This window comes from Pseudomonas sp. Os17, from assembly GCF_001547895.1.
GTDB lineage: Bacteria > Pseudomonadota > Gammaproteobacteria > Pseudomonadales > Pseudomonadaceae > Aquipseudomonas.
The window spans coordinates 6,369,330-6,395,141 of record NZ_AP014627.1 but is presented as its reverse complement, the minus strand read 5'-3'; the positions used below and the strand labels follow the sequence as shown (position 1 = coordinate 6,395,141).

The 25,812-nt window shown below is 63.7% G+C and carries 22 protein-coding genes and 1 pseudogene; 12 read left to right on the top strand and 11 right to left on the bottom strand.

Translation table 11 applies throughout. The features are described 5' to 3' along the window. Positions 1–8: 8 nt before the first annotated feature. Positions 9–392 (top strand): MAPEG family protein, encoded by a 384-nt coding sequence (locus tag POS17_RS28340; RefSeq protein ID WP_060841497.1) that lies wholly within the window; start codon positions 9–11, stop codon positions 390–392. Between the two features lie 81 nt (positions 393–473). Here POS17_RS28340 and mltA read toward each other — a convergent pair whose 3' ends face one another. Then, a complete protein-coding gene (gene mltA, locus POS17_RS28335) occupies positions 474–1,649 on the bottom strand; it encodes a murein transglycosylase A (protein WP_060841496.1) in 1,176 nt (391 codons plus the stop codon). Positions 1,650–1,780: 131 nt separating this feature from the next. Between mltA and POS17_RS28330 the strand changes: the two genes are divergently transcribed. Further along, a complete protein-coding gene (locus POS17_RS28330) occupies positions 1,781–2,230 on the top strand; it encodes a c-type cytochrome (protein WP_060841495.1) in 450 nt (149 codons plus the stop codon). A gap of 28 nt (positions 2,231–2,258) precedes the next feature. On the opposite strand, the gene POS17_RS28325 is transcribed toward POS17_RS28330, so the two are convergent. The 4 genes from POS17_RS28325 to POS17_RS28310 all read right to left on the bottom strand — a co-directional run bounded on the left by POS17_RS28325 (position 2,259) and on the right by POS17_RS28310 (position 6,872). After that, positions 2,259–2,654: a DUF1090 domain-containing protein gene (locus POS17_RS28325; RefSeq protein ID WP_060841494.1), complete on the bottom strand. Its 396-nt coding sequence runs from the start codon at positions 2,652–2,654 to the stop codon at positions 2,259–2,261. A 125-nt stretch (positions 2,655–2,779) separates the two neighbouring features. Then, on the bottom strand, positions 2,780–4,453 hold the full coding sequence (gene ligB / locus POS17_RS28320) for an NAD-dependent DNA ligase LigB (protein ID WP_060841493.1): 1,674 nt from the start codon (positions 4,451–4,453) through the stop codon (positions 2,780–2,782). A 213-nt stretch (positions 4,454–4,666) separates the two neighbouring features. Further along, on the bottom strand, positions 4,667–5,857 hold the full coding sequence (gene metK, locus POS17_RS28315; protein ID WP_060841492.1) for a methionine adenosyltransferase: 1,191 nt from the start codon (positions 5,855–5,857) through the stop codon (positions 4,667–4,669). 19 nt (positions 5,858–5,876) lie between these two features. Continuing rightward, positions 5,877–6,872, bottom strand: coding sequence for an ArsR/SmtB family transcription factor (locus tag POS17_RS28310; RefSeq protein ID WP_060841491.1), 996 nt, complete (start codon positions 6,870–6,872; stop codon positions 5,877–5,879). Between the two features lie 258 nt (positions 6,873–7,130). On the opposite strand from POS17_RS28310, the gene tkt reads away from it, so the two are divergent. The 6 genes and pseudogenes from tkt to fba all read left to right on the top strand — a co-directional run bounded on the left by tkt (position 7,131) and on the right by fba (position 13,465). After that, a complete protein-coding gene (tkt, locus tag POS17_RS28305; protein WP_060841490.1) occupies positions 7,131–9,128 on the top strand; it encodes a transketolase in 1,998 nt (665 codons plus the stop codon). Positions 9,129–9,284: 156 nt separating this feature from the next. Further along, positions 9,285–10,364 (top strand): erythrose-4-phosphate dehydrogenase, encoded by a 1,080-nt coding sequence (gene epd / locus POS17_RS28300; RefSeq protein WP_060842025.1) that lies wholly within the window; start codon positions 9,285–9,287, stop codon positions 10,362–10,364. A gap of 17 nt (positions 10,365–10,381) precedes the next feature. Beyond that, a complete protein-coding gene (locus tag POS17_RS28295) occupies positions 10,382–11,545 on the top strand; it encodes a phosphoglycerate kinase (RefSeq protein WP_060841489.1) in 1,164 nt (387 codons plus the stop codon). A gap of 32 nt (positions 11,546–11,577) precedes the next feature. Then, positions 11,578–11,799: a hypothetical protein gene (locus POS17_RS28290; RefSeq protein ID WP_060841488.1), complete on the top strand. Its 222-nt coding sequence runs from the start codon at positions 11,578–11,580 to the stop codon at positions 11,797–11,799. Positions 11,800–11,859: 60 nt separating this feature from the next. Continuing rightward, positions 11,860–12,190, top strand: a pseudogene (locus POS17_RS28285) (MliC family protein). Positions 12,191–12,400: 210 nt separating this feature from the next. Then, a complete protein-coding gene (gene fba / locus POS17_RS28280) occupies positions 12,401–13,465 on the top strand; it encodes a class II fructose-bisphosphate aldolase (protein ID WP_003229012.1) in 1,065 nt (354 codons plus the stop codon). A gap of 124 nt (positions 13,466–13,589) precedes the next feature. Here the strand turns inward: fba and POS17_RS28275 are convergent, their stop codons facing one another. After that, positions 13,590–14,261, bottom strand: a complete 672-nt coding sequence (locus POS17_RS28275; protein WP_060841487.1) for a polysaccharide lyase family 7 protein — start codon at positions 14,259–14,261, stop codon at positions 13,590–13,592. Positions 14,262–14,580: 319 nt separating this feature from the next. Here POS17_RS28275 and POS17_RS28270 point away from each other — a divergent pair, with 319 nt between their 5' ends. From POS17_RS28270 to POS17_RS28260, 3 genes are read left to right on the top strand one after another with little or no spacing between them, the layout of a single operon-like run. Next, entirely contained in the window at positions 14,581–16,704 is a 2,124-nt protein-coding gene (locus tag POS17_RS28270) for a putative bifunctional diguanylate cyclase/phosphodiesterase (protein ID WP_060841486.1), read from the top strand. Between the two features lie 42 nt (positions 16,705–16,746). After that, positions 16,747–17,259: a M48 metallopeptidase family protein gene (locus POS17_RS28265; RefSeq protein WP_060841485.1), complete on the top strand. Its 513-nt coding sequence runs from the start codon at positions 16,747–16,749 to the stop codon at positions 17,257–17,259. 23 nt (positions 17,260–17,282) lie between these two features. Next, positions 17,283–17,579, top strand: a complete 297-nt coding sequence (locus tag POS17_RS28260) for a winged helix-turn-helix domain-containing protein (protein WP_011063952.1) — start codon at positions 17,283–17,285, stop codon at positions 17,577–17,579. Positions 17,580–17,582: 3 nt separating this feature from the next. On the opposite strand, the gene POS17_RS28255 is transcribed toward POS17_RS28260, so the two are convergent. Then, positions 17,583–18,035, bottom strand: coding sequence for a GNAT family N-acetyltransferase (locus POS17_RS28255; protein ID WP_060841484.1), 453 nt, complete (start codon positions 18,033–18,035; stop codon positions 17,583–17,585). 277 nt (positions 18,036–18,312) lie between these two features. On the opposite strand from POS17_RS28255, the gene POS17_RS28250 reads away from it, so the two are divergent. Next, positions 18,313–19,050, top strand: a complete 738-nt coding sequence (locus tag POS17_RS28250; protein WP_060841483.1) for a substrate-binding periplasmic protein — start codon at positions 18,313–18,315, stop codon at positions 19,048–19,050. Positions 19,051–19,134: 84 nt separating this feature from the next. Here POS17_RS28250 and yccS read toward each other — a convergent pair whose 3' ends face one another. From yccS to mdtD, 4 genes are all read right to left on the bottom strand, one after another. After that, positions 19,135–21,309, bottom strand: a complete 2,175-nt coding sequence (gene yccS, locus POS17_RS28245; protein ID WP_060841482.1) for a YccS family putative transporter — start codon at positions 21,307–21,309, stop codon at positions 19,135–19,137. A gap of 133 nt (positions 21,310–21,442) precedes the next feature. Next, positions 21,443–22,621, bottom strand: coding sequence for an NAD(P)/FAD-dependent oxidoreductase (locus tag POS17_RS28240; RefSeq protein ID WP_060841481.1), 1,179 nt, complete (start codon positions 22,619–22,621; stop codon positions 21,443–21,445). 125 nt (positions 22,622–22,746) lie between these two features. Continuing rightward, positions 22,747–24,084, bottom strand: a complete 1,338-nt coding sequence (gene dbpA / locus POS17_RS28235; RefSeq protein WP_231979065.1) for an ATP-dependent RNA helicase DbpA — start codon at positions 24,082–24,084, stop codon at positions 22,747–22,749. Positions 24,085–24,315: 231 nt separating this feature from the next. Further along, positions 24,316–25,746 carry a multidrug transporter subunit MdtD gene (gene mdtD, locus POS17_RS28230; protein WP_060841480.1) on the bottom strand — a complete coding sequence of 477 codons (1,431 nt, stop codon included), beginning with the start codon at positions 25,744–25,746 and terminating at the stop codon, positions 24,316–24,318. Positions 25,747–25,812: the final 66 nt, after the last annotated feature.

Genomic DNA, 25,812 nt, shown 5'->3' with positions numbered 1-25,812 from the left:
TGTGCTCCATGACTGTCGCTTTCTGGTGTGTATTGATCGCAATTGTCCTGCCGTACCTGTGTACCGCCATTGCCAAGGGCGCCGGCAAATATGGGCTTCGTTACAACCATGATCCGCGGGCGTTCCTGAATACCCTGGAGGGGCTGCCCAAGCGGGCCCATAACGCGCAGCTCAACGGTTTCGAGGTGACCCCGGCATTTGCGGCGGCAGTGATCATCGCCCATGTGGCGGGCAACGCCGAGCTGGTGACGATCAACGTGCTGGCGGTGCTGTTTATCACCAGTCGCCTGCTGTACATGATCTGCTACCTGGCGGACTGGGCGATCCTGCGCTCCCTGGTGTGGTTCGTGGGCATGGGCCTGATCGCCAGCTTCTTCTTCGTTTCAGTCTGAAACACCCTCTTGCAGCAGCCGGCTTGTCGGCGAAAGCGCCTTCATGGTCGCCTTCGCCGACAAGCTTGCTCCTGTAGCGGGTCACGGGGTATCGGGCACTTCCGGCACTTTGGGCAGTGGCGCGCCTTTGGGCCAGAGCATCCAGATCTGCCCCTGCTGCTTCATGTCGCCGGCCAGTTGCCCGGCCGCCTCGCCAGTGCCCCAGAACAGATCGGCACGGACTTCGCCGGTAATCGCGCCGCCCGTGTCCTGAGCGGCCACCGGGCGCACCAGGCTGCTGCCATCCGGGCGCGTGGTGGATAACCACAGCAAGCTGCCCAGGGGAATCACCTTGCGGTCCACCGCGACGCTGTAGCCGGACGTCAGCGGCACGTTCAATGAGCCTCGGGGGCCTTCGTTGCTGTCCGGGTTGCGGTTGAAGAACACGTAGCTCGGGTTGCTGCCCAGCAGTTCGGGAATCCGCGTCGGATGAGCCTTGGCCCAGGCGGCGATGGTGCCCATGGTCACGTCTTCTTTCTTCAATTCGCCCTGCTCCACCAGCCAGCGTCCGATGGGCCGGTACGGGTGGCCGTTCTGGTCGGCGTAGCCGATCCGCAGTTGGCGTCCGTCGTCCAGCTGGATCCTTCCCGAACCCTGGATCTGCAGGAATTGCAGGTCCATCGGATCGGTCAGCCAGGCCAGCACCGGAGCCTTGACCCCCTTGGTTTCGATGGTCGCCGCGTCGTCATAGGGCTTGAGCACCCGACCTTCGAGCCGGCCTCGCAGGCGCTTGCCCTTGAGTTCCGGGTAGAGACTGTCCAGGGCAACGATGATCATGTCCTCCGGCACCCCGTACACCGGCACACTGGCGCTCGGTGTCTGGGTCAGGCTGCCGGGATACACCGGTTCGTAGTAGCCGGTGATCAGGCCGGTGCTGCTGCCGCTGCCCGAGCGCAGGCCGTAGACCTCCAGGCGCTCCTTGAGAAAACCGCGGATGGCTGTCGGGGTCTGCGGCACATTGGCCGCTGCAGCGCAGGTGGCACCCCAGATCGGATCAGCCTTCAAGCGGGTGCAGGCACTGCGCCAGGCACCGAAGCCGGCCAGCAGGTCGTTATCGGCAACGCTGGGCAGGGACTCCCAGGGGGCGCTGTTGTAAGTGGCCAGGGCGTGGGTCTGTGGGGCCTTGCTGTTGTCGCCGCCGTTGCAGCCGGCGAGCAGTGCCAGGGCTGGCAGGGCCCAGAGCAGGTGGCGACGCCAGCGGAGGAAGCTCGGGTTCATGCTGTGTTTCCTTGGGGGGTATCCATCAGCGGCATGACGATGGACAACCCCTATTGTTAATAGGGCTATTGGTGTTTGCCGGGGAGGCGAGGATACTGGCCGCCGTTTCCGTGACCTGACCTGAAGCCACCATGACGCTAAAAAGACTTTCCGTTGTATTGCTGGCCTGCCTGACGCTTTCCGCCTGTGGCGGTGTCGACCCCAACTCTCCCCTGGGCCAGCGCAAGGCGATCTTCAAACAGATGCTCAAGACCGGCGAGGACCTGGGGGGCATGCTGCGTGGGCGGATTCCTTTCGACGGCGCACGTTTTGCCGAAGGCGCGGTGAAGCTGGATGCCCTGTCCCATGAGCCCTGGAAGCATTTTCCCGAGGTCAGGGAGCAGGACCACAGCAGCGCCACCGATGATGTCTGGCGCAAGCAGGCGCGTTTCCAGGAGCTGGCGCGCAACCTTGAAGCGGCCACCGCCGAGCTGGTGACCATCAGCCAGGTCCAGCCCTACAAGGCCAGCAATCTGGGGCCGGCCGTGCAGAAAGTCGAGGACGTCTGCAGTGCCTGCCACAAGGAGTTTCGTAATCACTGAGTGAGGTCGTTGCCAGGGAGGGCAGCGCTTACTTGTCCAGTTCGTCCAGGGCTTGCTGCAGTTCCTTGCGGGACTCGGCGAGCTTGTCCTTGCGCTTGTTGATCTTCTCCGAGTCGCCTTTCTTCATGGCCTTTTCCAGGTCGGCCTGACGCCGGCTGACTTCATGCTTGGCTTCCAGCACCTTGTTTTCCCGATCCTTCTTCAGCGAGGCATCGGTGCAATGGGTGGTGACTTCGCTCAGGGCGCGCTCCAGGCCGGCCTGCTGATCGCTGTTGCCATGGGCCTTGGCCTGTTCGATCTGGGTCATGATCGCCTGGCGCTTGGCGGCGCAGCCGGTCAGTGGCTGGGCTTGTTCGGCGGCCAGCAGGGGCGCGCTCATCAGGCTGCACAGGGTCAGGGCAGCGAGGGACGGAAACAGTTTCATGGAGGGCTCCAGGTGAAAAAAGATCAAAAAATAACCAATGAAAAAATACTGACTGTCATACCGGGAATGGGCTGTTGGAGCGCATTCCTGCCGGGGTGGTTCAATGTGCGCTCCCGGATTGCGGCCTAAAAGCCTTTGATTCCGGCCTGATTCAGGGTCGCCTGCAAGGCCTGCACCTGGGGCTCGCGAAAAAACGCCACCAACTGCGCAGCCCGTTCCGGGCCGACACCGGCTTCGTTCTGCCAGTCCAGGCTGTTGCGTGAGGCCAGCACCTGCCATGGACCGTTCAGTTCGGCCGAGCCGCTGGGCGGCAGGCCCAGAGCCTTGAGCCAGCGTGCGAAGGGTCGCTGCCTTGCCTGTTGCAGACTCTCGATCAGTCGCAGGCTGCTGCGTGCGCCGAAGCCGGCAATGGTAGCAAGCTCTGCCTGATCCAGGGTCAGCCAATCCAAAAGGCCTTTGATACGGCCTGTTTCAACCAGCCTGGCCCAGGTTTGTTCGCCGATATGGTCCAGGTGCAGTCCCTGTTTGCCGCTGAGCCAGGCCAGGCGGGCGACAAACTGGCCTTCGCATCCGGGGGTTGGCCGCCAGCAGCTCAGGGCATGAAAGTCCTCCGGCGCTGGCGCCTGGATCGCCTGGCGTTGCTGGCTCCTGAGGACCACGCCATCCAGGCGGGGGAGGGTCAGTCCGGCCAGGCTGATGGCCACCTGGTCGCCGGGGACGATATCCAGGGCTTGCCAGCGTTGCAGCGAGCCGACGCTGACGCGGCGGATCTGTCGGTCATCGAGGACCACCGGGTCGATGTCCAGCAAGGGACTGATGCGCCCGGTGCGGCCGATCCGGAAGCGCACCTGACGCACATTGGCCAGGGCCTGGGCATAGGGGTATTTCCAGGCTGCAATCCAATGTGGGGCCCTGGCCTGCCAGCGTTCGGCGGCGGGGCGCAGGCTCTGGCGCAGGATGATGCCGTCGCTGGCAAAGGGCAGGGGCGAACGGTACCAGTGTTCTCGCCAGTGCCGGGCTTCGCTGAACCCGGCGATCGGGCGGCTGTACTCGGCGCCTTCGGTGAAGCCCAGCTGCGCCAGTTGCTCCAGGCGTTCACTCAGGGAGGCGGGGCCTTGGGGCCAGTCCCAGACGAACAGGCCGATTTGTGCCGCCTCTGCCGCCGACAGGTGTTTGCGTGCCAGCCATCCGGCGACCCGACTGCGGGCATTGAGGCTGCCGGAGCGGGCCTGGATGTGTTGCTCCAGTCGTTGATAGAGCTCTCCCTGCAAGAGCAGGTCCACGGGCTGGGGCAGTTGTTTGGGGATGGCCGCGATCTGCCGGGCGCGGGCGCTCCAGTCCTGGCCGTGCCAGCCATCACCCCGGCTCAGTGCCTGGTGGAAACGGCCCTGGCGGTAGATCAGGGTGACCGCCACGCCATCGATCTTGGGTTGCGCCCAGATGCCTTCACGGCCTTTCAGCCAGAGCTGTACTGCGTTGTCGTCGGGGAGTTTTTCCACTCCGGTGTGGGCGATGGGGTGGGGCACGGGGCCCCGGGCGCCGTGCAGGGCAGGGGCCGCGGCGACGGGAAGCTGGGGGAAGCATTGTTGCAGGCGGGTCAGGCGCTGCCGGGACTGATCATAGAGCTCGTCGGCGACGGGCGATTGACCGTGTCGGTGATAGCGGATGTCCCAGGCCTCGAGCTGTTGTTGCAGGGCGGTGAGTTCCCGTTCGGCCCGGGCACTGGACCAGTCGGGGCATTGGGCCAGGGCGGGCAGGCCGGTGAGGGCCAGAAACAGCAGGAAGAGTCTTGGCAGCATGGGGAGCGTCCTTGCTCGGAATGGGCATGCCTTGAAGGGTAGGTGGGCGTGGGGCGATTTTTCGGCGAGGTGGTTGCGGGGTGTTTCATGATGGCCTGGGGCGCTGGCTTGGCCAGTGGATACCTGGACAATTGTCCTGCTGAGAGAAACCTCTGGCGACAAAAAAGCCCCGCCGGTGGTGCCGGCAGGGCTTTGTCTGTTACCGGGTGACGCTTAGAGGCCGGCGGCAGCGCGCAGGGCGTCGGCGCGGTCGGTCTTTTCCCAAGTGAAGGTGGTGAAGGTGTCGTCACCCACGGTCTTGGTTTGCGGAGCACGGCCGAAGTGACCGTAGGCTGCGGTTTCCTGGTACATCGGGTGCAGCAGGTCGAGCATGGTGGTGATTGCGTAAGGACGCAGGTCGAAGTGCTCGCGAACCAGCTTGACGATCTTGTCGTCGCTGATCTTGCCGGTGCCGAAGGTGTTCAGGGAGATCGAGGTCGGTTGGGCCACGCCGATGGCGTAGGACACCTGGATCTCGCAGCGCTCGGCCAGGCCGGCGGCGACGATGTTCTTGGCCACGTAGCGACCGGCATAGGCCGCGGAGCGGTCGACCTTGGATGGGTCCTTGCCGGAGAACGCGCCGCCGCCGTGACGGGCCATGCCGCCGTAGCTGTCGACGATGATCTTGCGCCCGGTCAGGCCGCAGTCGCCCACCGGGCCACCGATGATGAACTGGCCGGTCGGGTTGATGTGGAACTGGGTGTCCTTGTGCAGCAGTTCGGCTGGCAGCACATGCTTGACGATCAGCTCCATCACGCCTTCGCGCAGGTCGTTGTACGACACTTCAGGGTTGTGCTGGGTCGACAGCACCACGGCGTCGATGCCGACCACGATGCCGTTTTCATAGCGGCAGGTGACCTGGGACTTGGCGTCCGGGCGCAGCCATGGCAGCAGGCCCGATTTGCGTGCTTCAGCCTGGCGATGGACCAGCTGGTGCGAGAAGGCGATCGGCGCCGGCATCAGCGCGGCGGTTTCGTTACTGGCGTAGCCGAACATCAGGCCCTGGTCGCCGGCACCCTGATCTTCAGGCTTGGCGCGGTCGACACCCTGGTTGATGTCGGGGGACTGCTTGCCAATGATGTTCATCACACCGCAGGTGGCGCCGTCGAAGCCAACGTCGGAGCTGGTGTAGCCGATGTCGCAGATCACGTCACGGACGATCTGTTCCAGGTCGACCCAGGCGCTGGTGGTGACTTCCCCGGCGACGATGGCGACACCGGTCTTGACCAGGGTTTCCACTGCCACGCGAGCGTGTTTGTCCTGGGCAATGATGGCGTCCAGCACCGCATCGGAAATCTGGTCAGCGATTTTATCCGGATGCCCTTCAGACACGGACTCGGAGGTGAAAAGGGAGTATTCGCTCATCTCGACGGTTTCCTAAAATTTACCGATGGTGAGTGTCGCCAGCCGGTCGCTGAAAATGGCGGACCTGGATCTGGAAACCATTACGTAAGCCCACATAGAGGCTTTCCCCGGGAATCAGTCCCGCAGCGGTGGCCCAGCGGGCCAAATCATCTTGTTCGAACCCTAGCCAGAGATCGCCGCAAGCCTCTTTGGCCCAACTCTGGTTGTGGCTGCACAAGTCTGTTACCAACAGGCTGCCGCCTGGTTGCAGCAATTGGGCCATCTGCTTGAGGGCCTCGGCCGGTGCGGCGAAATGGTGCAGGACCATGTTCAGTACCACGCAGTCGGCCGTCAGTTGTACGCCATCCAGTGCATCGGCCAGTTGCAGGCTGACGTTAGCCAGTGTTTCGCGTTCACACAGCTGACGGGCCAGTTCAAGCATCGCCGGACTGTTGTCCAGCGCGGTGACCCGGGCAAAGCGTCGGGCCAGGTCGGGGAGAAAACCACCGTCGCCGGGACCCACTTCAATGGCCGTGGCCATTGCTTTGAAGCTCAGCTTGTCCAGTAGCGCGAGCACGCTGTCGCGGTACTGGGGCAGTCCTGCGATCAGGTCCTGCTGGGCGCGGAATTTATCCGCCACCCGGGAAAAGAAGTCCTGGCTGGCCGCGGCCCGTTGCCGGTGCACCAGGCCAATCCGGTTCTGGACATCCACCGGCAGTCGCACCTGGTCGACTTCGTCCAGCAGGGCGGCGTGCAGCTTGCCGCCCAAGAGTTCGGTGTGGGGCAGGGCACGGCGGTAGAAAATCGCGTTGCCTTCACGGCGGGTCGCCACCAGGCTGGCCTGGGCCAGGACCTTCAAATGGTGGCTCATGCCCGACTGGCCGATGGCAAAGATCTGCGCCAGTTCCAGTACGCCGAACGAGTCGTTGCTCAGGGCGCGCAATACATTGAGTCGCAGAGGATCGCCGCCGGCCTTGCACAGGGCGGCCAGCTCGTCGCAATCGTCATGATCAATGGAGGGTGCGCTCAGGTTCATAGGGGCGCAGTCTAGAGGTGCCTGCAAAGGCCTGCAAGATCAATATCAAAAAGTTTTGATATTGCCCCTCAAGGGGCTTCTGCCAGAGCCCTGGTGGCCCTGTCGGCCGGCGACAAGCGGGTTTGCTCAGTGGATTGCCGGCTTATCCATGGGAAAAACATGCCTGAGTGACTATCTGTCATTGCCCCCGCCAGACGCCTGAGGGAAAATGCAGGCCTTTTTTCCGTTTCGTTTTATTCAATCCTCAGGAGATCAGCGATGCCCAGCCGTCGTGAGCGTGCCAACGCCATTCGTGCCCTCAGCATGGATGCCGTGCAAAAAGCCAACAGCGGCCATCCAGGTGCCCCCATGGGTATGGCGGATATCGCCGAAGTGCTTTGGCGTGACTACCTCAAGCACAACCCGAGCAATCCATCCTTCGCCGACCGTGACCGCTTCGTGCTGTCCAACGGTCATGGCTCGATGCTGATCTACTCGCTGCTGCACCTGACCGGCTACGACTTGTCGATCGATGACCTGAAGAACTTCCGCCAACTGCACAGCCGCACCCCGGGCCACCCGGAATTCGGCTACACCCCGGGCGTTGAAACCACCACAGGTCCTCTGGGCCAGGGTCTGGCCAATGCCGTGGGCTTCGCCCTGGCGGAAAAAGTCCTGGCGGCGCAGTTCAACCGTCCGGGGCACAACATCGTCGATCACCACACCTACGTGTTCCTGGGTGATGGCTGCATGATGGAAGGCATTTCCCACGAAGTGGCCTCCCTGGCCGGTACCCTGGGCCTGGGCAAGCTGATCGCCTTCTACGATGACAACGGCATCTCCATCGACGGTGAAGTCGAAGGCTGGTTCACCGACGACACGCCCAAGCGTTTCGAAGCCTACAACTGGCAGGTGATCCGCAATGTCGACGGCCACGATCCGGAAGAGATCAAGACGGCCATCGACACCGCGCGCAAGAGCCCGCTGCCGACCCTGATCTGCTGCAAGACCACCATCGGTTTCGGTTCGCCGAACAAGCAGGGCAAGGAAGACTGCCACGGCGCGCCACTGGGTGCCGAGGAAATCGCCCTGACCCGCGCTGCGCTGAAGTGGAACCATGGCCCGTTCGAAATTCCGGCTGACATCTATGCCGAGTGGGACGCCAAGGAAGCCGGCCGCGCCGTGGAAGCCGAGTGGGACCAGCGTTTTGCTGCCTACTCCGCCGCATTCCCGACCGAAGCCAACGAACTGGTGCGTCGCCTCGCAGGTGATCTGCCAGCGGACTTCGCCGAGAAGGCCAACGCCTATATCGCTGAAGTGGCGGCCAAGGGCGAAACCATCGCCAGCCGTAAAGCCAGCCAGAACACCCTGAACGCCTTCGGTCCGCTGCTGCCCGAGTTCCTCGGCGGCTCGGCCGACCTGGCCGGTTCCAACCTGACCTTGTGGAAAGGCTGCAAGGGCGTCAGCGCTGAAGACGCCAGCGGCAACTACATGTACTACGGCGTGCGCGAATTCGGCATGACCGCCATCATGAACGGCGTCGCCCTGCACGGCGGCCTGGTGCCTTACGGCGCGACCTTCCTGATGTTCATGGAATACGCCCGCAACGCGGTGCGCATGTCGGCGCTGATGAAGCAGCGGGTGATCCACGTCTACACCCACGACTCCATCGGCCTGGGCGAAGACGGCCCGACCCACCAGCCGATCGAGCAACTGACCAGCCTGCGCAGCACCCCGAACCTCGACACCTGGCGCCCGGCCGACGCCGTGGAATCGGCGGTGTCCTGGAAGTACGCCCTGGAGCGCAAGGACGGTCCTTCGGCGCTGATCTTCTCCCGCCAGAACCTGCAGCACCAAACCCGCGATGCCGGCCAGATCGCCGATATCAGCCGCGGTGGCTACGTGTTGAAGGACTGTGCAGGCGAGCCTGAGCTGATCCTGATCGCCACCGGTTCGGAAGTGGGCCTGGCGGTTCAGGCTTTCGACAAGCTGACCGAGCAGGGCCGCAAGGTGCGGGTGGTTTCCATGCCGTGCACCAGCGTGTTCGACGCCCAGGATGCCGGCTACAAGCAATCGGTGCTGCCGCTGCAGGTCAGCGCGCGGATCGCCATCGAAGCCGCCCATGCCGACTTCTGGTACAAGTACGTGGGCCTGGAAGGCCGCGTGATCGGCATGACCACCTACGGCGAGTCGGCGCCTGCGTCGGCCTTGTTCGAAGAGTTCGGTTTCACCCTGGACAACATCCTGGGCCAGGCCGAAGAGCTGCTGGAAGACTAAAAAAGCACGCGGTGGCCCAGCCACCGCGATCCCTTTGTAGGCGCTGGCTTGTCAGCGATTCGCGGTCTGCCTGACACACCGCTGATCGCTGGCAAGCCAGCTCCTACGATGGGTGCGTATAACAAGTTCGTCTGCCTGTGCCTGATCGAGAACCCCATGCCTCAACCGCGTCCCTATAAAGTTGCACTCAACGGCTACGGCCGGATTGGTCGTTGCGTCTTGCGTGCTCTGTTCGAGCGAGGGGCTGCGGCCGGGTTCGAGATTGTCGCCATCAACGATCTGGCCGACATGGCCAGTGTTGAATACCTGACACGCTTCGACTCCACCCACGGGCGGTTTCCCGGTGAGGTGAAAGTCGACGGCGACTGTCTGCATATCAATGGCAACTGCGTGAAAGTGCTGCGCAGTGCCACCCCCGAAGGCATCGATTGGGCGTCCCTGGGCGTCGATCTGGTGCTGGAATGCTCCGGTGCCTACCACACCCGCGAAGACGGCCAGCGTTTCCTCGACGCCGGCGCGCCGCGGGTGCTGTTCTCCCAGCCGATGGCCAGCGAGGCGGATGTCGACGCCACCATCGTCTACGGGGTCAATCAGGATTGCCTGACCGGCGCCGAGCTGCTGGTGTCCAACGCCTCCTGCACCACCAACTGCGGCGTGCCGCTGTTGCGTCTGCTGGATCAGGCCATTGGCCTGGAGTACGTGTCGATCACCACCATTCACTCGGCGATGAACGACCAGCCGGTGATCGACGCCTATCACCACGAAGACCTGCGCCGGACCCGTTCGGCGTTCCAGTCGGTGATTCCGGTGTCCACCGGTCTGGCGCGAGGCATCGAGCGCCTGCTGCCGGAACTTGCCGGAAGAATCCAGGCCAAAGCAGTGCGGGTGCCGACGGTCAACGTGTCCTGCCTCGATATCACGATGCAGACCGTGAGCGATACCGACGCCACCGAGGTCAATCGGATTCTGCGCGAGGCCGCCACCAGCGGTCCGCTCAAGGGCCTGCTGGCCTATACCGAGCTGCCTCACGCCAGCTGTGATTTCAATCATGACCCCCATTCGGCGATCGTCGATGCCAGTCAGACCCGTGTTTCCGGCCCTCGGCTGGTGAACATCCTGGCCTGGTTCGACAACGAATGGGGCTTCGCCAACCGGATGCTGGATGTTGCTGGGCACTACCTGCAAACGGCCACTCCACGCTCTGCCACTAAACTCTCTGTTTCTGAACAACAGTAACCCAGGAATTGCGACCCATGACCGTGTTGAAGATGACCGACCTCGATCTGCAAGGTAAGCGCGTGCTGATCCGCGAAGACCTCAACGTCCCAGTCAAGGACGGTGTTGTCACCAGCGATGCGCGGATCCTGGCTTCGCTGCCGACCATCAAGCTGGCCCTGGAAAAGGGCGCGGCTGTGATGGTCTGCTCGCACCTGGGCCGTCCGACCGAAGGCGAGTTCTCCGCCGAGAACAGCCTCAAGCCGGTAGCCGATTACCTGAGTCGTGCCCTGGGCCGCGAAGTGCCGCTGGTGGCCGATTACCTGGGTGGCGTCGAGGTCAAGGCCGGCGACGTCGTGCTGTTCGAGAACGTGCGCTTCAACAAGGGCGAGAAAAAGAACGCCGACGAACTGGCCCAGCAATACGCCGGCCTGTGCGATGTGTTCGTGATGGACGCCTTCGGCACCGCGCACCGGGCCGAGGGTTCGACCCACGGCGTGGCCAAGTTCGCCAAGGTGGCCGCCGCAGGTCCTCTGCTGGCCGCTGAACTGGACGCGCTGGGCAAGGCCCTGGGCAACCCGGCCAAGCCAATGGCGGCCATCGTTGCCGGCTCCAAGGTGTCCACCAAGCTGGACGTGCTCAACAGCCTGAGCCAGATCTGCGACCAACTGATCGTCGGTGGCGGCATCGCCAACACCTTCCTCGCTGCTGCCGGGCATCCGGTGGGCAAGTCGCTGTACGAGCCGGATCTGTTGGACACCGCCCGTGCCATCGCCGCCAAGGTCAGCGTACCGCTGCCGGTGGACGTGGTCGTGGCCAAGGAGTTCGCCGAAAGCGCCGAAGCTACCGTCAAGCTGATCGCTGATGTTGCCGCTGACGACATGATCCTCGACATCGGTCCACAGACTGCTGCGCAGTTCGCCGAGCTGCTGAAATCCTCCAAGACCATCCTCTGGAACGGTCCGGTAGGCGTGTTCGAATTCGACCAGTTCGGCAACGGCACCAAGGTGCTGGCCCAGGCCATCGCCGACAGCGCCGCGTTCTCCATCGCGGGTGGTGGCGACACCCTGGCGGCCATCGACAAGTATGGCGTGGCCCAGCAGATCTCCTACATTTCTACCGGTGGTGGCGCGTTCCTCGAGTTCGTCGAGGGCAAGGTGCTGCCGGCGGTTGAAGTCCTGGAAGCCCGGGCCAAGGCCTGAGAGTCCCGTTGGCCGGGCAAAGGAGTGTTCTGATGGTCAAGACGTTGCCACTGTTGATGGCCGTGGCGTTGCTGGCGGGGTGCTCCAGTGCTCCGCCGGCAAAACCGGCGGACGAGACCGGCGAGCCGGGCCAGGGCTGTTATCAGGCCGACTGGCAGGCCGAGACCGCGCCGGTGATCAACAAGCGCCTGGGCCCCGAAGGCCTGGAGAAGTACGAGACACCGTCAAAGACCAGGGAACAGGGTTGCCCTTGACCGGTCAGATCGGATAACGCAATGCGCTGGGGCCCCTGGGCTGCCGGCCGAGGAACATTGATGAAAGCTTTGATCGCCGTGGCGATCCGCTGTGTGCCTTGGCCGGTTGCGCCAACCTTAACCTGCTCAAGTCGCCGGCTACCGACAACTGGACGACCTGGACCTGCGACAGCCAGGCCCAGGTGCTGTGGCGCTACACCGACGACAGCCGCAAGGCGGTCGACGTGCGCCTGGGGGCGACGACCAGGTTCGGCGCCTGAAGCTTGAGCCCAGTGGTTCGGGCTCGCTGTACAGCGACGACATGCTGGCGTTTCACGTCAAGGGCGAGGAGGGCCTGGTCTACTGGGTTGCCACCAACGACCTGATCGGCCGCGGCTGCAAGGCCATGTAGAGGCTGGCTTGCCAGCGAAGGCGGCCTCCGGACCTGTGCAAGGCCCAGCGTCCCATTCGCCGGCCAGCCGGCTCCGACAAGGCTGTAGAGATTTGGTTTTAACGGATACAACAGAGCGGGCCGACCCCCGATCTGCAATCACTTGAACAGCAGTCGCCGCTACGGCAGGCTTGCACGATTAACGACCCTCGACCGGGAGAGACACACACAATGGCACTCATCAGCATGCGCCAGATGCTGGACCACGCAGCCGAATTCGGCTACGGCGTTCCAGCCTTCAACGTCAACAACCTTGAGCAGATGCGCGCCATCATGGAAGCCGCTGACAAGACTGACTCTCCGGTGATCGTCCAGGCTTCGGCCGGCGCCCGCAAATACGCCGGCGCGCCGTTCCTGCGCCACCTGATCCTGGCCGCCATCGAAGAATTCCCCCATATCCCGGTGTGCATGCACCAGGATCACGGCACTAGTCCTGACGTCTGCCAGCGTTCCATCCAGCTGGGCTTTTCCTCGGTGATGATGGACGGCTCCCTCGGCGAAGACGGCAAGACCCCCACCGACTACGAGTACAACGTGCGCGTCACCCAGCAGACCGTGGCCATGGCCCACGCCTGCGGCGTGTCGGTAGAAGGCGAGCTGGGCTGCCTGGGCTCCCTGGAAACCGGCATGGCCGGTGAAGAAGACGGCATCGGCGCCGAAGGCGTGCTGGATCACAGCCAGATGCTGACCGACCCGGAAGAAGCTGCGGACTTCGTCAAGAAGACCCAGGTCGACGCCCTGGCCATCGCCATCGGCACCAGCCACGGTGCCTACAAGTTCACCAAGCCGCCTACCGGCGACGTGCTGGCCATCGATCGCATCAAGGAAATCCACAAGCGCATCCCCAACACCCACCTGGTGATGCACGGTTCGTCTTCGGTTCCGCAAGAGTGGCTGGCGATCATCAACCAGTACGGCGGCGACATCAAAGAAACCTACGGCGTACCGGTTGAGGAAATCGTCGAAGGCATCAAGTACGGCGTGCGCAAGGTCAACATCGACACCGACCTGCGCCTGGCGTCCACCGGTGCCATGCGTCGTCTGATGGCCACCAACCCGAGCGAGTTCGACCCGCGCAAGTTCTTCGGTGCCACCGTGACCGCCATGCGCGACGTGTGCATTGCCCGTTACGAAGCCTTCGGCACCGCCGGCAACGCTTCGAAGATCAAGCCGATCTCCCTGGAAGCGATGTTCCAGCGTTACCTCAAGGGTGAGTTGAACGCCAAGGTCAACTAAGCCCTAGCGTCATCCGGAAAGCCCGCAGCGATGCGGGCTTTTTTATGCCTGGCGTTTCTGCCTCGGCAGGCAGCGAAGAGAGCCACTGGGCATGCGCGGGGCTCAAGGCTGCCTGCGCCGGCAGCTAGATTTTGTTGTGGTCGATATCCAGCTTGGAGAAGGTCACCTTGCCGCCTTCGCTGGTGTAGCCGCTGTTGTCCTGGACGTAGACCCCGGCCTTGAAATACAGCGGCTTGTCGCGCCACTTGGCGCTCAATTGCCCACCCCATTGCTGGCCGGCAGCACTGAGCCCCAGGGCGCCGCCTGGGCTCAGGTGGATCAAGTAGGAAAAGTCGCGATTCATGGGCACGTTTTCGGCCAGGGTGATGACCCGGCCCTCTTCGTCGTCCGGGCGCATGCGCACCTTGGCCACGATATTGCCGCTGCCTTTGCTGGTCTTGTACTGGTACTCCACTTTGACCAGGGGCTTGGTGCTGTTGTAGGCGTGAATCTGACCCACGACGATCTTGCCCGACGATGGCACCTGGTTCACCGCCAAGGTGGCGTACAGCAGGTTGTCGGCTTCGGGATAGGTCCAGTTGCGCAAAGTGCCGTCGGCATAGGTCTCGCGCAGCTCGGTGCGCGGATAGATGGCGTTCTCGGTTTTCGAGCCGGTGACCGGTGACCAGAAGAACAGAGTGCCGCTATCGGCGTGGAAGTACCGGTCCTTGAATCCTTTGACCAGTGTCGGGGTGTCGATGGTCGCCGGAGGGTTGCCGACGGGAACGCTGAGGTTCCAGGTTGCCAGGTCGATCATGCTGGAGATTCCGCAAGGGGGGAGGGGCTGGTGCAGGTCGCCGAAGGCTTTAGCCTGCGCTTCTTGGGGCGTCTTTATAGCGCAGAACTGGCTGCCTGGAATGCCCGTATGGCGGATAAATGACGTCAGCAAAATGTCGAAATGCCATCCTCCCCGGGTTTCATAAGGCATAACTGTGACCGTTAGTCGGGTGCCAGGGCCATTGGTGAAGTGATGGCCGGGTGGCAGCTTCTGCTTTTCAGGATCCGGGTCTAGAGTGGTCCACAGATTTGTCAGGTTTTCTCACCCGTTCAGTCTTACTACAGACAAGAGAAGCAGCATGGAATGCGTGCAACCGGAGGCCTTCGAAGGCGACTCCACTCTTCTGATCGTTGATGACTATCCTGAAAACCTCCTGAGCATGCGGGCACTGTTGCAGCGCCAGGACTGGCGGGTGATGACCGCGGCCTCCGGTCTTGAGGCCCTGGGCCTGCTGCTCGAGCATGAAGTGGATCTGGTCCTGCTGGATGTGCAGATGCCCGGCATGGATGGTTTCGAAGTGGCCCGCCTGATGCGCGGCAGCCAGCGCACGCGTTTGACTCCGATCATCTTCCTCACCGCCAACGAACAGTCCCAGGATGCCGTGATCAAGGGCTATGCCAGCGGTGCGGTGGATTACCTGTTCAAGCCGTTCGACCCGCAGATCCTCAAGCCCAAGGTCCAGGCGCTGCTGGAGCACCAGCGCAATCGTCGGGCCCTGCAGCAGCTCAGCCACGATCTGGAAGTGGCGCGGGCGTTCAACGCCTCGGTGCTGGACAACGCAGCCGAAGGCATCCTGGTGGTGGACGAGGGCGGACTGGTGCGCTACGCCAATCCGGCGGTTTCGCGCTTGCTCAATGCCCAGGTGAAAGAGCTGGAGGGCTCGCTGTTCCTCGACTACCTGCAAAAGCCCCATGTTCCCGACTGGAGCGAATCCGAGCTCCTGGCCTGCTATCGACGCGGGCAGACCTACCGCCTGCATGATGCTCTGCTGCGTACCGTGCCTGGCCAGCAGCTCAGCGTGGCGCTGTCCTGTGCGCCCTTGCCCAGCGAGCAGAAGGCCATGGTGGTGACCCTGCTGGACATGTCCGAAGTGCGCCACCTGCACCAGCAACTGGAGTATCAGGCGGTCACCGACCCGCTCACGGGGCTGCTCAACCGCCGCGGTTTCTACCAGACGGTGGAAAACATCCTGTTGCGCAGTGATCGTCCGGGCAAGACCCTGGTCCTGCTCTACCTGGATCTTGACGGCTTCAAGCGGGTCAACGACTCCCTGGGGCACGATGCCGGCGACCGGGTGCTGCGCTGGGTGTCCGAGCAGTTGAAGGAGTGCCTGCATTCCTTCGACATCCTCGGGCGCATGGGCGGTGACGAGTTCACTGCCCTGCTGGAACTGAGCTTCCCCGAGCAGGCGGCGAAAGTCGCCGAGAAGCTGATCGAGCGCCTGTCCATCAGCCAGCAGATCGACGGCCTGGAGGTGGTGCTGGGCGCCAGCATCGGCATCGCCATCTATCCCGACTGCGGCTCCAACCTGGACGGCCTGCTGCGGGCGGCAGACATCGCCATGTACGAAGCCAAGCGTGCGGGGCGCCAGCAGTACCGCTACTACGATCACGAGATGAATGGCCGAGCACGTTCCCGGCTGATGCTCGAGGAAAGCGTGCGCAGCGCCGTGGAGCGCAAGGAATTCACCCTGGTGTATCAGCCTCAGGTGGCCATTGCCGATGGCCGTTTGCGCGGCTTTGAGGCCTTGCTGCGCTGGCGTCACCCAAGTGTTGGCGATGTGCCGCCGGGGCTGTTCCTGCCGCTGCTGGAAGAGGCGCGGTTGATCAGTCGCCTGGGCAGTTGGATCTATCAACAGGGGGCGGCCCAGCGCAAGGACTGGGAGCAGGTGTTCAGCCCTGATCTGGTGCTGGGCGTCAGTCTCAGCGCCACCCAGTTCGGCATGCCCAATCTGGCCAATGAATTGCGCCAGGTGCTGGTGCGCCATGGCTTGCAGCCGCGCCAGCTGGAAGTGGAGGTCACCGAGGCGGCGTTGACCCAGAACCTGGCCGAGACCCGCAAGCAGTTGCAGCAGTTGCATCAACTGGGGGTGCGGGTGGCCCTGGACGATTTCGGCTCGGGCAGTTGTTGCCTGGCCTATCTGCGCGACCTGCAACTGGACACCCTCAAGCTCGACCGGCACCTGATCGCCCGCCTGCTGACCTCGCCGCGGGACGCCGCCATCGCCCGCAGCGTGATCGACCTGTGCAAGCAGTTCGGCTTGCTGGTGATCGCCGAAGGCGTGGAAACCCACGAGCAGTACCAATGGCTCAAGGCCAACGGCTGCGAATACGTGCAGGGGTTCCTGGTGGCTCGGCCGCTGACCGCCGCCAGCGCCAGCCAGTTTGCCCAGCCCTTTGACTGGAGCGCGTTGCCGGCCTGAATTCGCTACACTGGCGCCCTTCGTACCTTGCGCTGCCCCTCCATGACCGTACTCAAATACCTCCAGGCCTATCCCGTCGCCCTGCAACAGCAAGTGCGTCAACTGATCGTCGAAGATCGCCTTGGGGAGTACCTCACAGGGCGTTATCCGCACAAGCATTCGGTGCAGAGCGACAAGGCGCTGTACAGCTACGCCCTGGAGCTGAAGCAGGAGTACCTGCGCAACGCGCCGGCCATCGACAAGGTGCTGTTCGACAACCGCCTGGACCTGACCCACCGCGCCCTAGGCCTGCACACCACGGTGTCCCGGGTGCAGGGCGGCAAGCTCAAGGCCAAGAAGGAGATCCGCATTGCCTCGCTGTTCAAGGAGGCGGCGCCGGAGTTTTTGCGGATGATCGTGGTGCACGAGTTGGCGCACTTCAAGGAATCGGAACACAACAAGGCGTTCTACAAGCTCTGCGAGCACATGCTGCCGGGCTATCACCAGCTGGAATTCGACCTGCGGGTCTACCTGACCTGGCGCGACCTGCAGGCCAGGTCGGGGACGGCGGATTAATTCATGGCAATAGGGAGTGGGCGATGGATGTAAGCAAGACCAAGAGCAGTTTCTACCGCCGTCTGTATGTGGCGTATCTGATCGACAGCGGGCTGGCCAGCAGCGTACCGGCGCTCACCGAAGTCACCGGCATGCCCCGGCGCACCGCCCAGGACACCATCGCCGCCCTGGCGGACCTGGATATCCTCTGCGAATTCGAACAGCAAGACGGCGCCCGCAATCACGCCGGGCGCTATCGGATTCACAACTGGGGCGCCATCGACAAGGGCTGGATCGAGCCCAACCTGCGGCAGATCAAGGCCGTGCTGGGCTATCCCTGAGGCTCAGGGCCGGCGCATGCCGATGTGTGGAATATCGTCTTCCAGGTACTCCTCGCCCGCCACCACGAAACCGTAGCGGCCGTAGTAGGCCTGCAAGTGAGCCTGGGCCGAGAGGTAGATCGGGGTGTCGGGCCAATGCCGTTCGGCCTGCTTCAGTCCCTGTTCCATCAGGGTGTGGCCCAGGCCCTGGCCTCGCGCCTGTTCAGCGATGAGCACGCGGCCGATGACCACGTCACCGCCCTGGGAGATGGGGTCCAGCAGGCGCAGGTAAGCCACCAGCCGGTCACCGTCCCAGGCCATCAGGTGACAGGTGTCGCCCTCCAGGTCGCGGCCGTCGACCTCTTGATAGGGGCATTTCTGTTCCACGACGAAGACTTCGGTACGCAGTTGCAGGATGGCGTACAGCTGCTCCTTGCCCAGATCGGTGTGATGCTTGCAGACCCATTCGATGGTCATTTCCAACTCCTCTAGAAAGTGCTGCGCGAAATACTAGGCACATCGCCCGAGGATGTCTCGTGGGTTGGCGCGGTGAAGTTGTTTCTGTGAGATAGGTCAAAATGCCATTACTGCGCTAACCGCCGTTTGTCTTCTTTGTGTAATCTGTTTTCAAGTCCTGTGCATTGGCGTTGATGAGCTAATGTTAGGACCTGGGGCGAGCCGTCGAGCGTGGGTCGCCACCCTTGGGTGTGGGCTGGAAAGCGCCGGGCTCTGTGCCCGCTAAGGATCTATTAGCATGCTGCGATTGCATCGAGCGTTAGCCTTGATCGGATTGCTGTTGCTGGGCCACAGCGCTTCTGCGGAGAAGTTGCGACTGGTCGCTGACGCCTGGCCTCCCTTCACTGATGCGACCCTGGTCAATGGTGGCGTGGCCACCGACATCGTCAGTACCGCCCTGTCCCGCGCCGGCTATGCCAGCGAGTTCGAACAGGTGCCCTGGGCCCGGGCCTTGCTCGGCATCGGCGAGGGTCGCTACGACGTGCTGGTCAATGCCTGGTACAACAAGGAGCGCACCCAGTTGGGGCAGTTCTCCGCGGAGTACATGATCAACCGGGTGCGCTTCATCAAGCGCAAGGACGCCCCGCTGGAATACAACAACCTCAAGCAGTTGCACGAGTACCCGGTGGCCGTGGTGCGCGGCTATGCCTATTCCCCGGAGTTCGACAATGACCCGGACCTGCAGAAGGTCCCGGTGCACAACTTCGCCATGGCGGTGCGCATGCTGGCGGCGGACCGGGTCAAGCTGACCCTGGAAGATGAATACGTCGCCCGTTACTACCTGGCCCGCGAGTCACCGCGGGTGCGCAACGCCGTGGAGTTCCTGCCCAAGCCGTTGAGCGAGAACAGCCTGCATATCCTGGTGAGCCTGAAGAATCCCGAGCATGCGCAGATCGTGGCGCGGTTCGATCGGGAGATTGCCGCCATGAAAGCCGACGGCAGCTACGATCGCCTGCTGCGCCAGCACGGCATGTAAGAGGGGCAGCGGCAAGCTGCAAGCGGCAGGCTAGAGCCGTTCACGCAGTGCTTGCCGCTTGTGGCTTGAAGCTTGCCGCTGCTCTTAAGCTGCCTTGATCAGGTGCGCCGCCAGGGTCCGCAACGGGCCCAACTGGCGACAGATCAATGCCAGCTGGGTCTGCACCAGGCGCTGGCCTTCGTCGATCTCATCCGGCATCTGCTCCAGCTCATTGGCCAGCGCTTCCTCGGCATCGCTCTGGATGGCGATCGGGGTCTTGTTGGCCAGGCCCTGGGCGATTTCATCGATGCTCGCCGCCAGACTGACGCCCGCGCCATTGATCAGATGCTCGCGCACTTCGCCCGGAAGTTGGGTCTCCCGGTGTGCGCCCAGGCCCGACAGGTAGCTGAGCAGGGTGTGGGACAGCACCAGGAAGCGGAAGCCCACGTCGGCCTCCTTACGGAAATGCCCCGGTTCCATGAGCATGTTGGCCAGGGTGGTGGACAGCGCCGCATCGGCGTTGTGGGCGTTGCGCCGGGCCAGGCGGTAGGCCAGGTCGTCGCTCTTGCCGGCGGCGTACTGCTGCATGATCTGGCGCAGGTAGATGCTGTTGCAGGTCAGGGTGTTGGCCAGCACCTTGTTCAGGCGCCGGCCCTGCCAGTCCGGCAGGAACAGGAACACCGCCAGCCCGGCGATCAGGCTGCCCAGCAGGGTATCGAACAGCCGCGGCAGGAACAGCCCGTAACCGTCGCCCACCTGGTTGAAGCAGAACAGCACCATCAGGGTGATGGCGGCCGTGGCCAGGGTGTAGCGGGTGGTGCGGTTGGTGAAGAACACCACCCCGGCGGCGATGGCGAACAACGACTGCACCAGGGGACTGGGGAACAGGTCGAACAGCGCCCAGGCCAGCGTCAGGCCGATGGCCGTGCCGACGATCCGCTGGCCCAGCTTGCGCCGGGTGGCGCCGTAGTTGGGCTGGCAGACGAACAGCGTGGTGAGGATGATCCAGTAGCCCTGGGACGGGTGGATCAGGTGCACCATGCCATAGCCGATGCTCAACGCCAGGGGCAGGCGCAGGGCATGGCGGAACAGCAGCGAAGTCGGCGTCAGCTGGGTGCGCAGGCGGGTCCAGACATCCTTGAGATTGCGTGGCGAGCGATCCAGCAGGCTGCTGTCGGTGGCGTCGGCCAGGGCGTCGGGGTTGCTGGCGTCGCTGAGCAGGCGGTCGAGGGTGCCGAGGTTCGCCGCCAGGGCCCGCAGCGAACGCAACAGCCCGCGCCAGGCCGGGTTGCTCTGGATGCGCAAGTGTTCCAGGGAGGCGTGCAGGTCGCTCAGGGCCTCGGCGAAGCTGGCGTCGTAGACGAAGGGCTGGCGCAACTGGATGGATTCGGCCAGGGCGCGGCAGGCCTTGCCCTGCTGGCGCAGCAGGCGCTGGCAGCGGAACAGCACGTCGCTGTGGAAGAAGGCGTCGGCCAGGGCGTTGTACGGGTAGTGGGACGAGCTGGCGCGCTCGTGGATGTCCTGGGCGAGGAAATACAGCTTCAGGTAGCGACTGACCTTCGATCCCGGCCGACCATTGCCGACCCGGTGCAGGATGATCTCCTTGGCCGCGTTGAGGGCCGCCACCACCTTGCCGTTTTGCTGGGCCAGTTCCAGGCGCCGGGCCTCCACATCCAGTTGGCGGATCGGCTCGAACAGCGACGACTTGAGCTTGAGGTAGAAGCCCAGCTCGCGAAACAGCCGGGCCAGGCTCTGCTGCACCGGCTGGTTGGAAAACAGTGCCTGCCACAGCACCGAGAGCAGGCCGTACCAGGCGGCGCCGGCCACCAGCAGCACCGGCTCGTGCCAGAAGTCGATCACCGCGCCGCCGCGCTGGTCCACGCCGATCATGGTGTAGACCGAGAGAATCAGGGTCGCCGAGGCAATGGCGCCATAACGTTCCCCCAGTGCCCCGAGCATGGTCAGGCCGAAGCTGGCCAGGGCCAGGGCGATGGCGAAGATCCAGGGGTAGGGGAACAGCAGTTCCACCGACAGCGCGGCAATGCTGAAGCACACCAGGGTCACGGCCAGGGCATTGAGCCGGCCTTGCCAGCTGTCGTCGGTTTCCGCCAGGGCGCTGGCGATGATGCCGAGAAACAGCGGGATCAGCAGGCCCATTTCATCCTGATACCAGCACAGCGCCATGCTGCCGGTCAGGGCGATGAATACCCGCACGCTGTAGCTGAATTTATCCAGCGCCCAGAGGCGGCGCAGAGACTGACGAAAAGAGGTCGATGACATGGAGTGGGACAGGCCTTCCGGGGCGATGCAGCTAAATTGAGCCAGTATTGACGACGGCGCAATGCCGTCGTCACATCCGCCGGCAAATTCTGTTGCCGTTGCCGGTCGGGCGCCTACAGGGACACACAGCGGCTCAGACGTACTGCGCCGCCGCGTAGCCCGAGGCCCAGGCCCACTGGAAGTTGAAGCCGCCCAGGTGGCCGGTGACGTCCAGCACTTCACCGATGAAATACAGCCCCGGGCTCTTCAGCGACTCCATGGTCTTGGACGACACCTCGCGGGTATCGACCCCGCCCAGGGTCACTTCGGCGGTGCGGTAGCCTTCGGTGCCCGCCGGCACCAGCTGCCAGCTGCCGAGTTTCTGCGCCACGTCCGCCAGCTCCGCCGGGGTGTACTGCTTCATCGGCTTGGAGACGAACCAGTGCTCGGCCAGCAGGCCGGCCATCTTCTTGGTGAAGATCTCCCCCAGCAGGGTCTTCAGTTCGCTGTTGGGGCGCTCGGCCTGCTGCTGTTGCAGCCAGCCCAGGGCGTCGTGGTCTGGCAGCAGGTTGATCTCGACACTGTCGCCGGGTTGCCAGTAAGAGGAAATCTGCAGGATCGCCGGGCCGCTGAGGCCCCGATGAGTGAACAGGATGTTCTCGCGAAAGCTCTGCTCGTTGCAGCTCACCAGACAGTCCACCGAGGTGCCCGACAACTCGCTGCACAGTTCCTTGAGCTGGTCGGTGATGGTGAACGGCACCAGGCCGGCACGGGTCGGCAGCAGTTCATGGCCGAACTGCTTGGCGACCTGATAGCCAAAACCGGTAGCGCCCAGGGTCGGGATCGACAGGCCGCCGGTGGCGATCACCAGGGACTGGCACTGCACCGCGCCCAGGGTGGTCTGCAGCAGGTAGCCGGACTCAAGCTTTTCGATCTGCTGGATCGAGGTGTCCAGGCGCAGCTCGACGCCGACCTGATCGCATTCGTCGAGCAGCATGCCGAGGATGTCGCTGGACTTGTTATCGCAGAACAGCTGGCCGAGTTTCTTCTCGTGGTAGGGCACGCCGTGCTTGGCCACCAGGCCGATGAAGTCCCACTGGGTGTAGCGGGCCAGGGCCGATTTGCAGAAATGCGGGTTCTGCGAAAGGAAGTTGGCGGGCTCGGTGTACATGTTGGTGAAATTGCAGCGGCCACCGCCGGACATCAGGATCTTCTTGCCGGCCTTGTTGGCGTGGTCCAGCAACAGCACCTGGCGGCCCCGGCCGGCCGCGGTCAGGGCGCACATCAGGCCGGCGGCGCCAGCGCCGATGATCACGACTTCGGTAGAACGCAAAACGGAGTCCTCGCACAAATTTGTTTAGGAGCGAGCTTGCTCGCGATAACGGTGCCGGGTTCAACCTCGATGTCGGCTGTTCGGACGCTATCGCGAGCAAGCTCGCTCCTACAGGGACGGTGGGGTTAGAGGACGCGCACGCGCAGCGAACGGCCCTTGATCTTGCCGTTGTTCAAGCGCTGCAGGGCCTGCATGACCACGCTGCGATCAACCGCCACATACGACTGGAAGTCGAAGATCGCAATCTTGCCGACCTGGGCGCCCGGGATCCCGGCGTCGCCAGTCAGTGCACCGAGAATATCGCCCGGACGCACTTTGTCCTTGCGCCCGCCGGCGATGCACAGGGTGCTCATCGGTGGCTGCAGCGGGGCGCCGCCCTGGGACTTGAGGTTGTCGATCTGATCCCAGTTCAGCGGGGTTTTCTGCAACTGCTCGATGGCTTGCGCGCGATGGGCTTCGGACGGTGCGACGAGGCTGACCGCGATGCCTTTTTCGCCAGCGCGACCGGTACGGCCGACGCGGTGAATGTGGATTTCCGAATCGCGGGCCAGCTCGACGTTGATCACCATGTCCAGCGCATCGATGTCCAGGCCGCGGGCGGCCACGTCGGTGGCGACCAGTACCGACGTACTGCGGTTGGCGAACATCGCCAGTACCTGATCGCGGTCACGCTGTTCCAGATCACCATGCAGGCCGACGGCGGAAATGCCTTTGGAGGTCAGGTGATCGACGGTTTCCTGCACCTGCTGCTTGGTGAAGCAGAAGGCGACGCAGGAAGCGGGACGGAAGTGGTGCAGGACTTTGGTCACTGCGCTCATGCGTTCTTCCGGGGAAATCTCGTAGAAACGCTGTTCGATCTGCGTGTCGTCGTGGAACGCTTCGGCTTTCACCGTCTGCGGATCACGCATGAACTTCGACGCCAGCTGCTTGATGCCCACCGGGTACGTGGCGGAGAACAGCAGGGTCTGCCGGCGCGACGGGGTCTGCTCGATGATGTCTTCGATGGCGTCGTAGAACCCCATGTCGAGCATGCGGTCGGCTTCGTCGAGGATCAGCGTGTTCAGGCCGTCGAGCACCAGTGAACCCTTGCGCAGGTGTTGCTGGATACGCCCCGGGGTGCCGACGATGATGTGCGCGCCGTGTTCCAGGGAGGCGATCTGCGGGCCGAAGGACACGCCGCCGCACAGGGTCAGGACCTTGATGTTGTCTTCGGCGCGGGCCAGGCGACGGATTTCCTTGGCCACCTGGTCGGCCAGCTCGCGGGTCGGACAGATCACCAGGGCCTGGCAGCCGAAGTAGCGCGGGTTGATCGGGTTCAGCAGGCCGATGCCGAAGGCTGCGGTCTTGCCGCTGCCGGTCTTGGCCTGGGCGATCAGGTCCATGCCCTTGAGAATCACCGGCAAGCTTTGCGCCTGGATCGGCGTCATCTGGGCATAACCGAGGGAGTCGAGGTTAGCCAGCATGGCGGGAGACAGGGGCAAAGTATTAAAAGCGGTGGCAATGGTGGTCACGGGACTGGCCTGCAAAACAAAATGTCGCGCAGTGTATCAGTCCCGCTCCCACAACCTGCAAATTCTGGACGAGCAACCGCGCAGGGGCGGTTCTGGGTAGGAGCTGGCTGGCCAGCGAAGGCGGACGCAAGGCTCAAGGGCCTCTTCGCCGGCAAGCCGGCTCCTACGGAGGGAGGGGGCGGCTCAATGCTCGATGTGCTGTTCCTCGACCTTGCGTGCGCGACGGCCGTCGGTGGGCGACAGCTGGAGGAAGATTGCCGCGGCCAGCATCGCCATGATGCCTACGGTGAGGAACGTCAGTTGGAAGGCACCGAGCACGGTGTCCACGCCGTCATTGCCCACTTGTGCGGTGAAGCCACCCAGCAGCGCACCGGCACAGGCCACCCCTAGGCTCAGGGACAGTTGCGCCACCACCGACAGCAGGCTGTTGCCGCTGCTGGCGGCGGCATCGTCGAGGTCGATCAGGGTCACGGTGTTCATGGCCGTGAACTGCAGCGAGTTGATCGCTCCCAGTACCGCCAGCATGGCCAGCAGCAGCGGGTAGGGCGTTTGTTCGCTGACCAGCCCCATGCTCGCCAGCATCAGGCCCAGGGCCAGGGTGTTGCCGGTCAGCACGATGCGGTAGCCCAGGCGCTCGATCAGGGGGCGGGCAATGGACTTGGCCACCATGGCCGCGGCCGCCAGGGGTAGCATGCTCATCCCGGCCTGGGATGGCGAGTAGCCCAGGGCCACTTGCAGCAGCAGGGGCACCAGGAACGGCAGGGCTCCGCTGCCGAGGCGGGCGAACAGGTTGCCGAGGATGCCCACGGCAAAGGTCCGGACCTTGAACAGCGACGGGGCGAACAGCGGGTTATCGACATGCCCGGCCCGCAGCCAGTAGGCCGCCAGGCAGGCCAGGCCGCCAAACAACAGCAACATCACCCGCAAGTGCGGCAGGTGCAGTTCACCCAGGCCTTCCATGGCGATGGTGATCAGCACCATCGCCGCGCCGAACAGCACAAAGCCCAGGCCGTCGAAGCGCGTGCGTTCGCTGCCCCGCAGGTCGGGAATGAAGCGCCATACCGCGTAGCAGCCCACGGCCCCCACCGGCAGGTTGATCAGGAAGATCCAGTGCCAGGTCAGGTACTGCACCATCCAGCCGCCCATGGTCGGGCCGATCAACGGCCCCAACAGCCCCGGAATGGTAATGAAGCCCATGATCCGTACCAGCTCCGAGCGCGGGTAGGCCCGCAGCACCACCAGCCGGCCCACCGGCAGCATCAGTGCCCCGCCCAGGCCCTGGATCACCCGGGCGCCGATCAGTTGGCTCAGGGTGTTGGACAGGGCGCACAGCAGCGAACCGACGCTGAACAGCAAAATGGCGCCGAAGAAGATCTTCTTGGTGCCGAAGCGGTCGGCGATCCAGCCCGAGGCCGGGATCAGCAGGGCCACGGTGAGCATGTAGGCGATGATCACCCCCTGCATGCGCAGCGGGTCTTCCGCCAGGTCCTGGGCCATGGCCGGCAGTGCGGTGTTGAGGATGGTGCCGTCCAGGGACTGCATGAAGAAGGCGATGGCCACCACCCAGGGCAGCCAGCGGGCGGTGGTGGCGTCGAGCGGCGAGCGTTCGGGCATGGGACCTCAGTCAGGGCAGCGTTAAGTGGCCAGCTTCAAGCCGCAAGCTTGTGGCTTGCAGCTTGA

Coding starts and splice junctions, on each gene's coding strand:
- POS17_RS28340 (WP_060841497.1), top strand. CDS start 9: ATGACTGTCGCTTTCTGGTGTGTATTGATCGCAATTGTCCTGCCGTAC.
- mltA (WP_060841496.1), bottom strand. CDS start 1,649: ATGAACCCGAGCTTCCTCCGCTGGCGTCGCCACCTGCTCTGGGCCCTG.
- POS17_RS28330 (WP_060841495.1), top strand. CDS start 1,781: ATGACGCTAAAAAGACTTTCCGTTGTATTGCTGGCCTGCCTGACGCTT.
- POS17_RS28325 (WP_060841494.1), bottom strand. CDS start 2,654: ATGAAACTGTTTCCGTCCCTCGCTGCCCTGACCCTGTGCAGCCTGATG.
- ligB (WP_060841493.1), bottom strand. CDS start 4,453: ATGCTGCCAAGACTCTTCCTGCTGTTTCTGGCCCTCACCGGCCTGCCC.
- metK (WP_060841492.1), bottom strand. CDS start 5,857: ATGAGCGAATACTCCCTTTTCACCTCCGAGTCCGTGTCTGAAGGGCAT.
- POS17_RS28310 (WP_060841491.1), bottom strand. CDS start 6,872: ATGAACCTGAGCGCACCCTCCATTGATCATGACGATTGCGACGAGCTG.
- tkt (WP_060841490.1), top strand. CDS start 7,131: ATGCCCAGCCGTCGTGAGCGTGCCAACGCCATTCGTGCCCTCAGCATG.
- epd (WP_060842025.1), top strand. CDS start 9,285: ATGCCTCAACCGCGTCCCTATAAAGTTGCACTCAACGGCTACGGCCGG.
- POS17_RS28295 (WP_060841489.1), top strand. CDS start 10,382: ATGACCGTGTTGAAGATGACCGACCTCGATCTGCAAGGTAAGCGCGTG.
- POS17_RS28290 (WP_060841488.1), top strand. CDS start 11,578: ATGGTCAAGACGTTGCCACTGTTGATGGCCGTGGCGTTGCTGGCGGGG.
- fba (WP_003229012.1), top strand. CDS start 12,401: ATGGCACTCATCAGCATGCGCCAGATGCTGGACCACGCAGCCGAATTC.
- POS17_RS28275 (WP_060841487.1), bottom strand. CDS start 14,261: ATGATCGACCTGGCAACCTGGAACCTCAGCGTTCCCGTCGGCAACCCT.
- POS17_RS28270 (WP_060841486.1), top strand. CDS start 14,581: ATGGAATGCGTGCAACCGGAGGCCTTCGAAGGCGACTCCACTCTTCTG.
- POS17_RS28265 (WP_060841485.1), top strand. CDS start 16,747: ATGACCGTACTCAAATACCTCCAGGCCTATCCCGTCGCCCTGCAACAG.
- POS17_RS28260 (WP_011063952.1), top strand. CDS start 17,283: ATGGATGTAAGCAAGACCAAGAGCAGTTTCTACCGCCGTCTGTATGTG.
- POS17_RS28255 (WP_060841484.1), bottom strand. CDS start 18,035: ATGACCATCGAATGGGTCTGCAAGCATCACACCGATCTGGGCAAGGAG.
- POS17_RS28250 (WP_060841483.1), top strand. CDS start 18,313: ATGCTGCGATTGCATCGAGCGTTAGCCTTGATCGGATTGCTGTTGCTG.
- yccS (WP_060841482.1), bottom strand. CDS start 21,309: ATGTCATCGACCTCTTTTCGTCAGTCTCTGCGCCGCCTCTGGGCGCTG.
- dbpA (WP_231979065.1), bottom strand. CDS start 24,084: ATGCTGGCTAACCTCGACTCCCTCGGTTATGCCCAGATGACGCCGATC.
- mdtD (WP_060841480.1), bottom strand. CDS start 25,746: ATGCCCGAACGCTCGCCGCTCGACGCCACCACCGCCCGCTGGCTGCCC.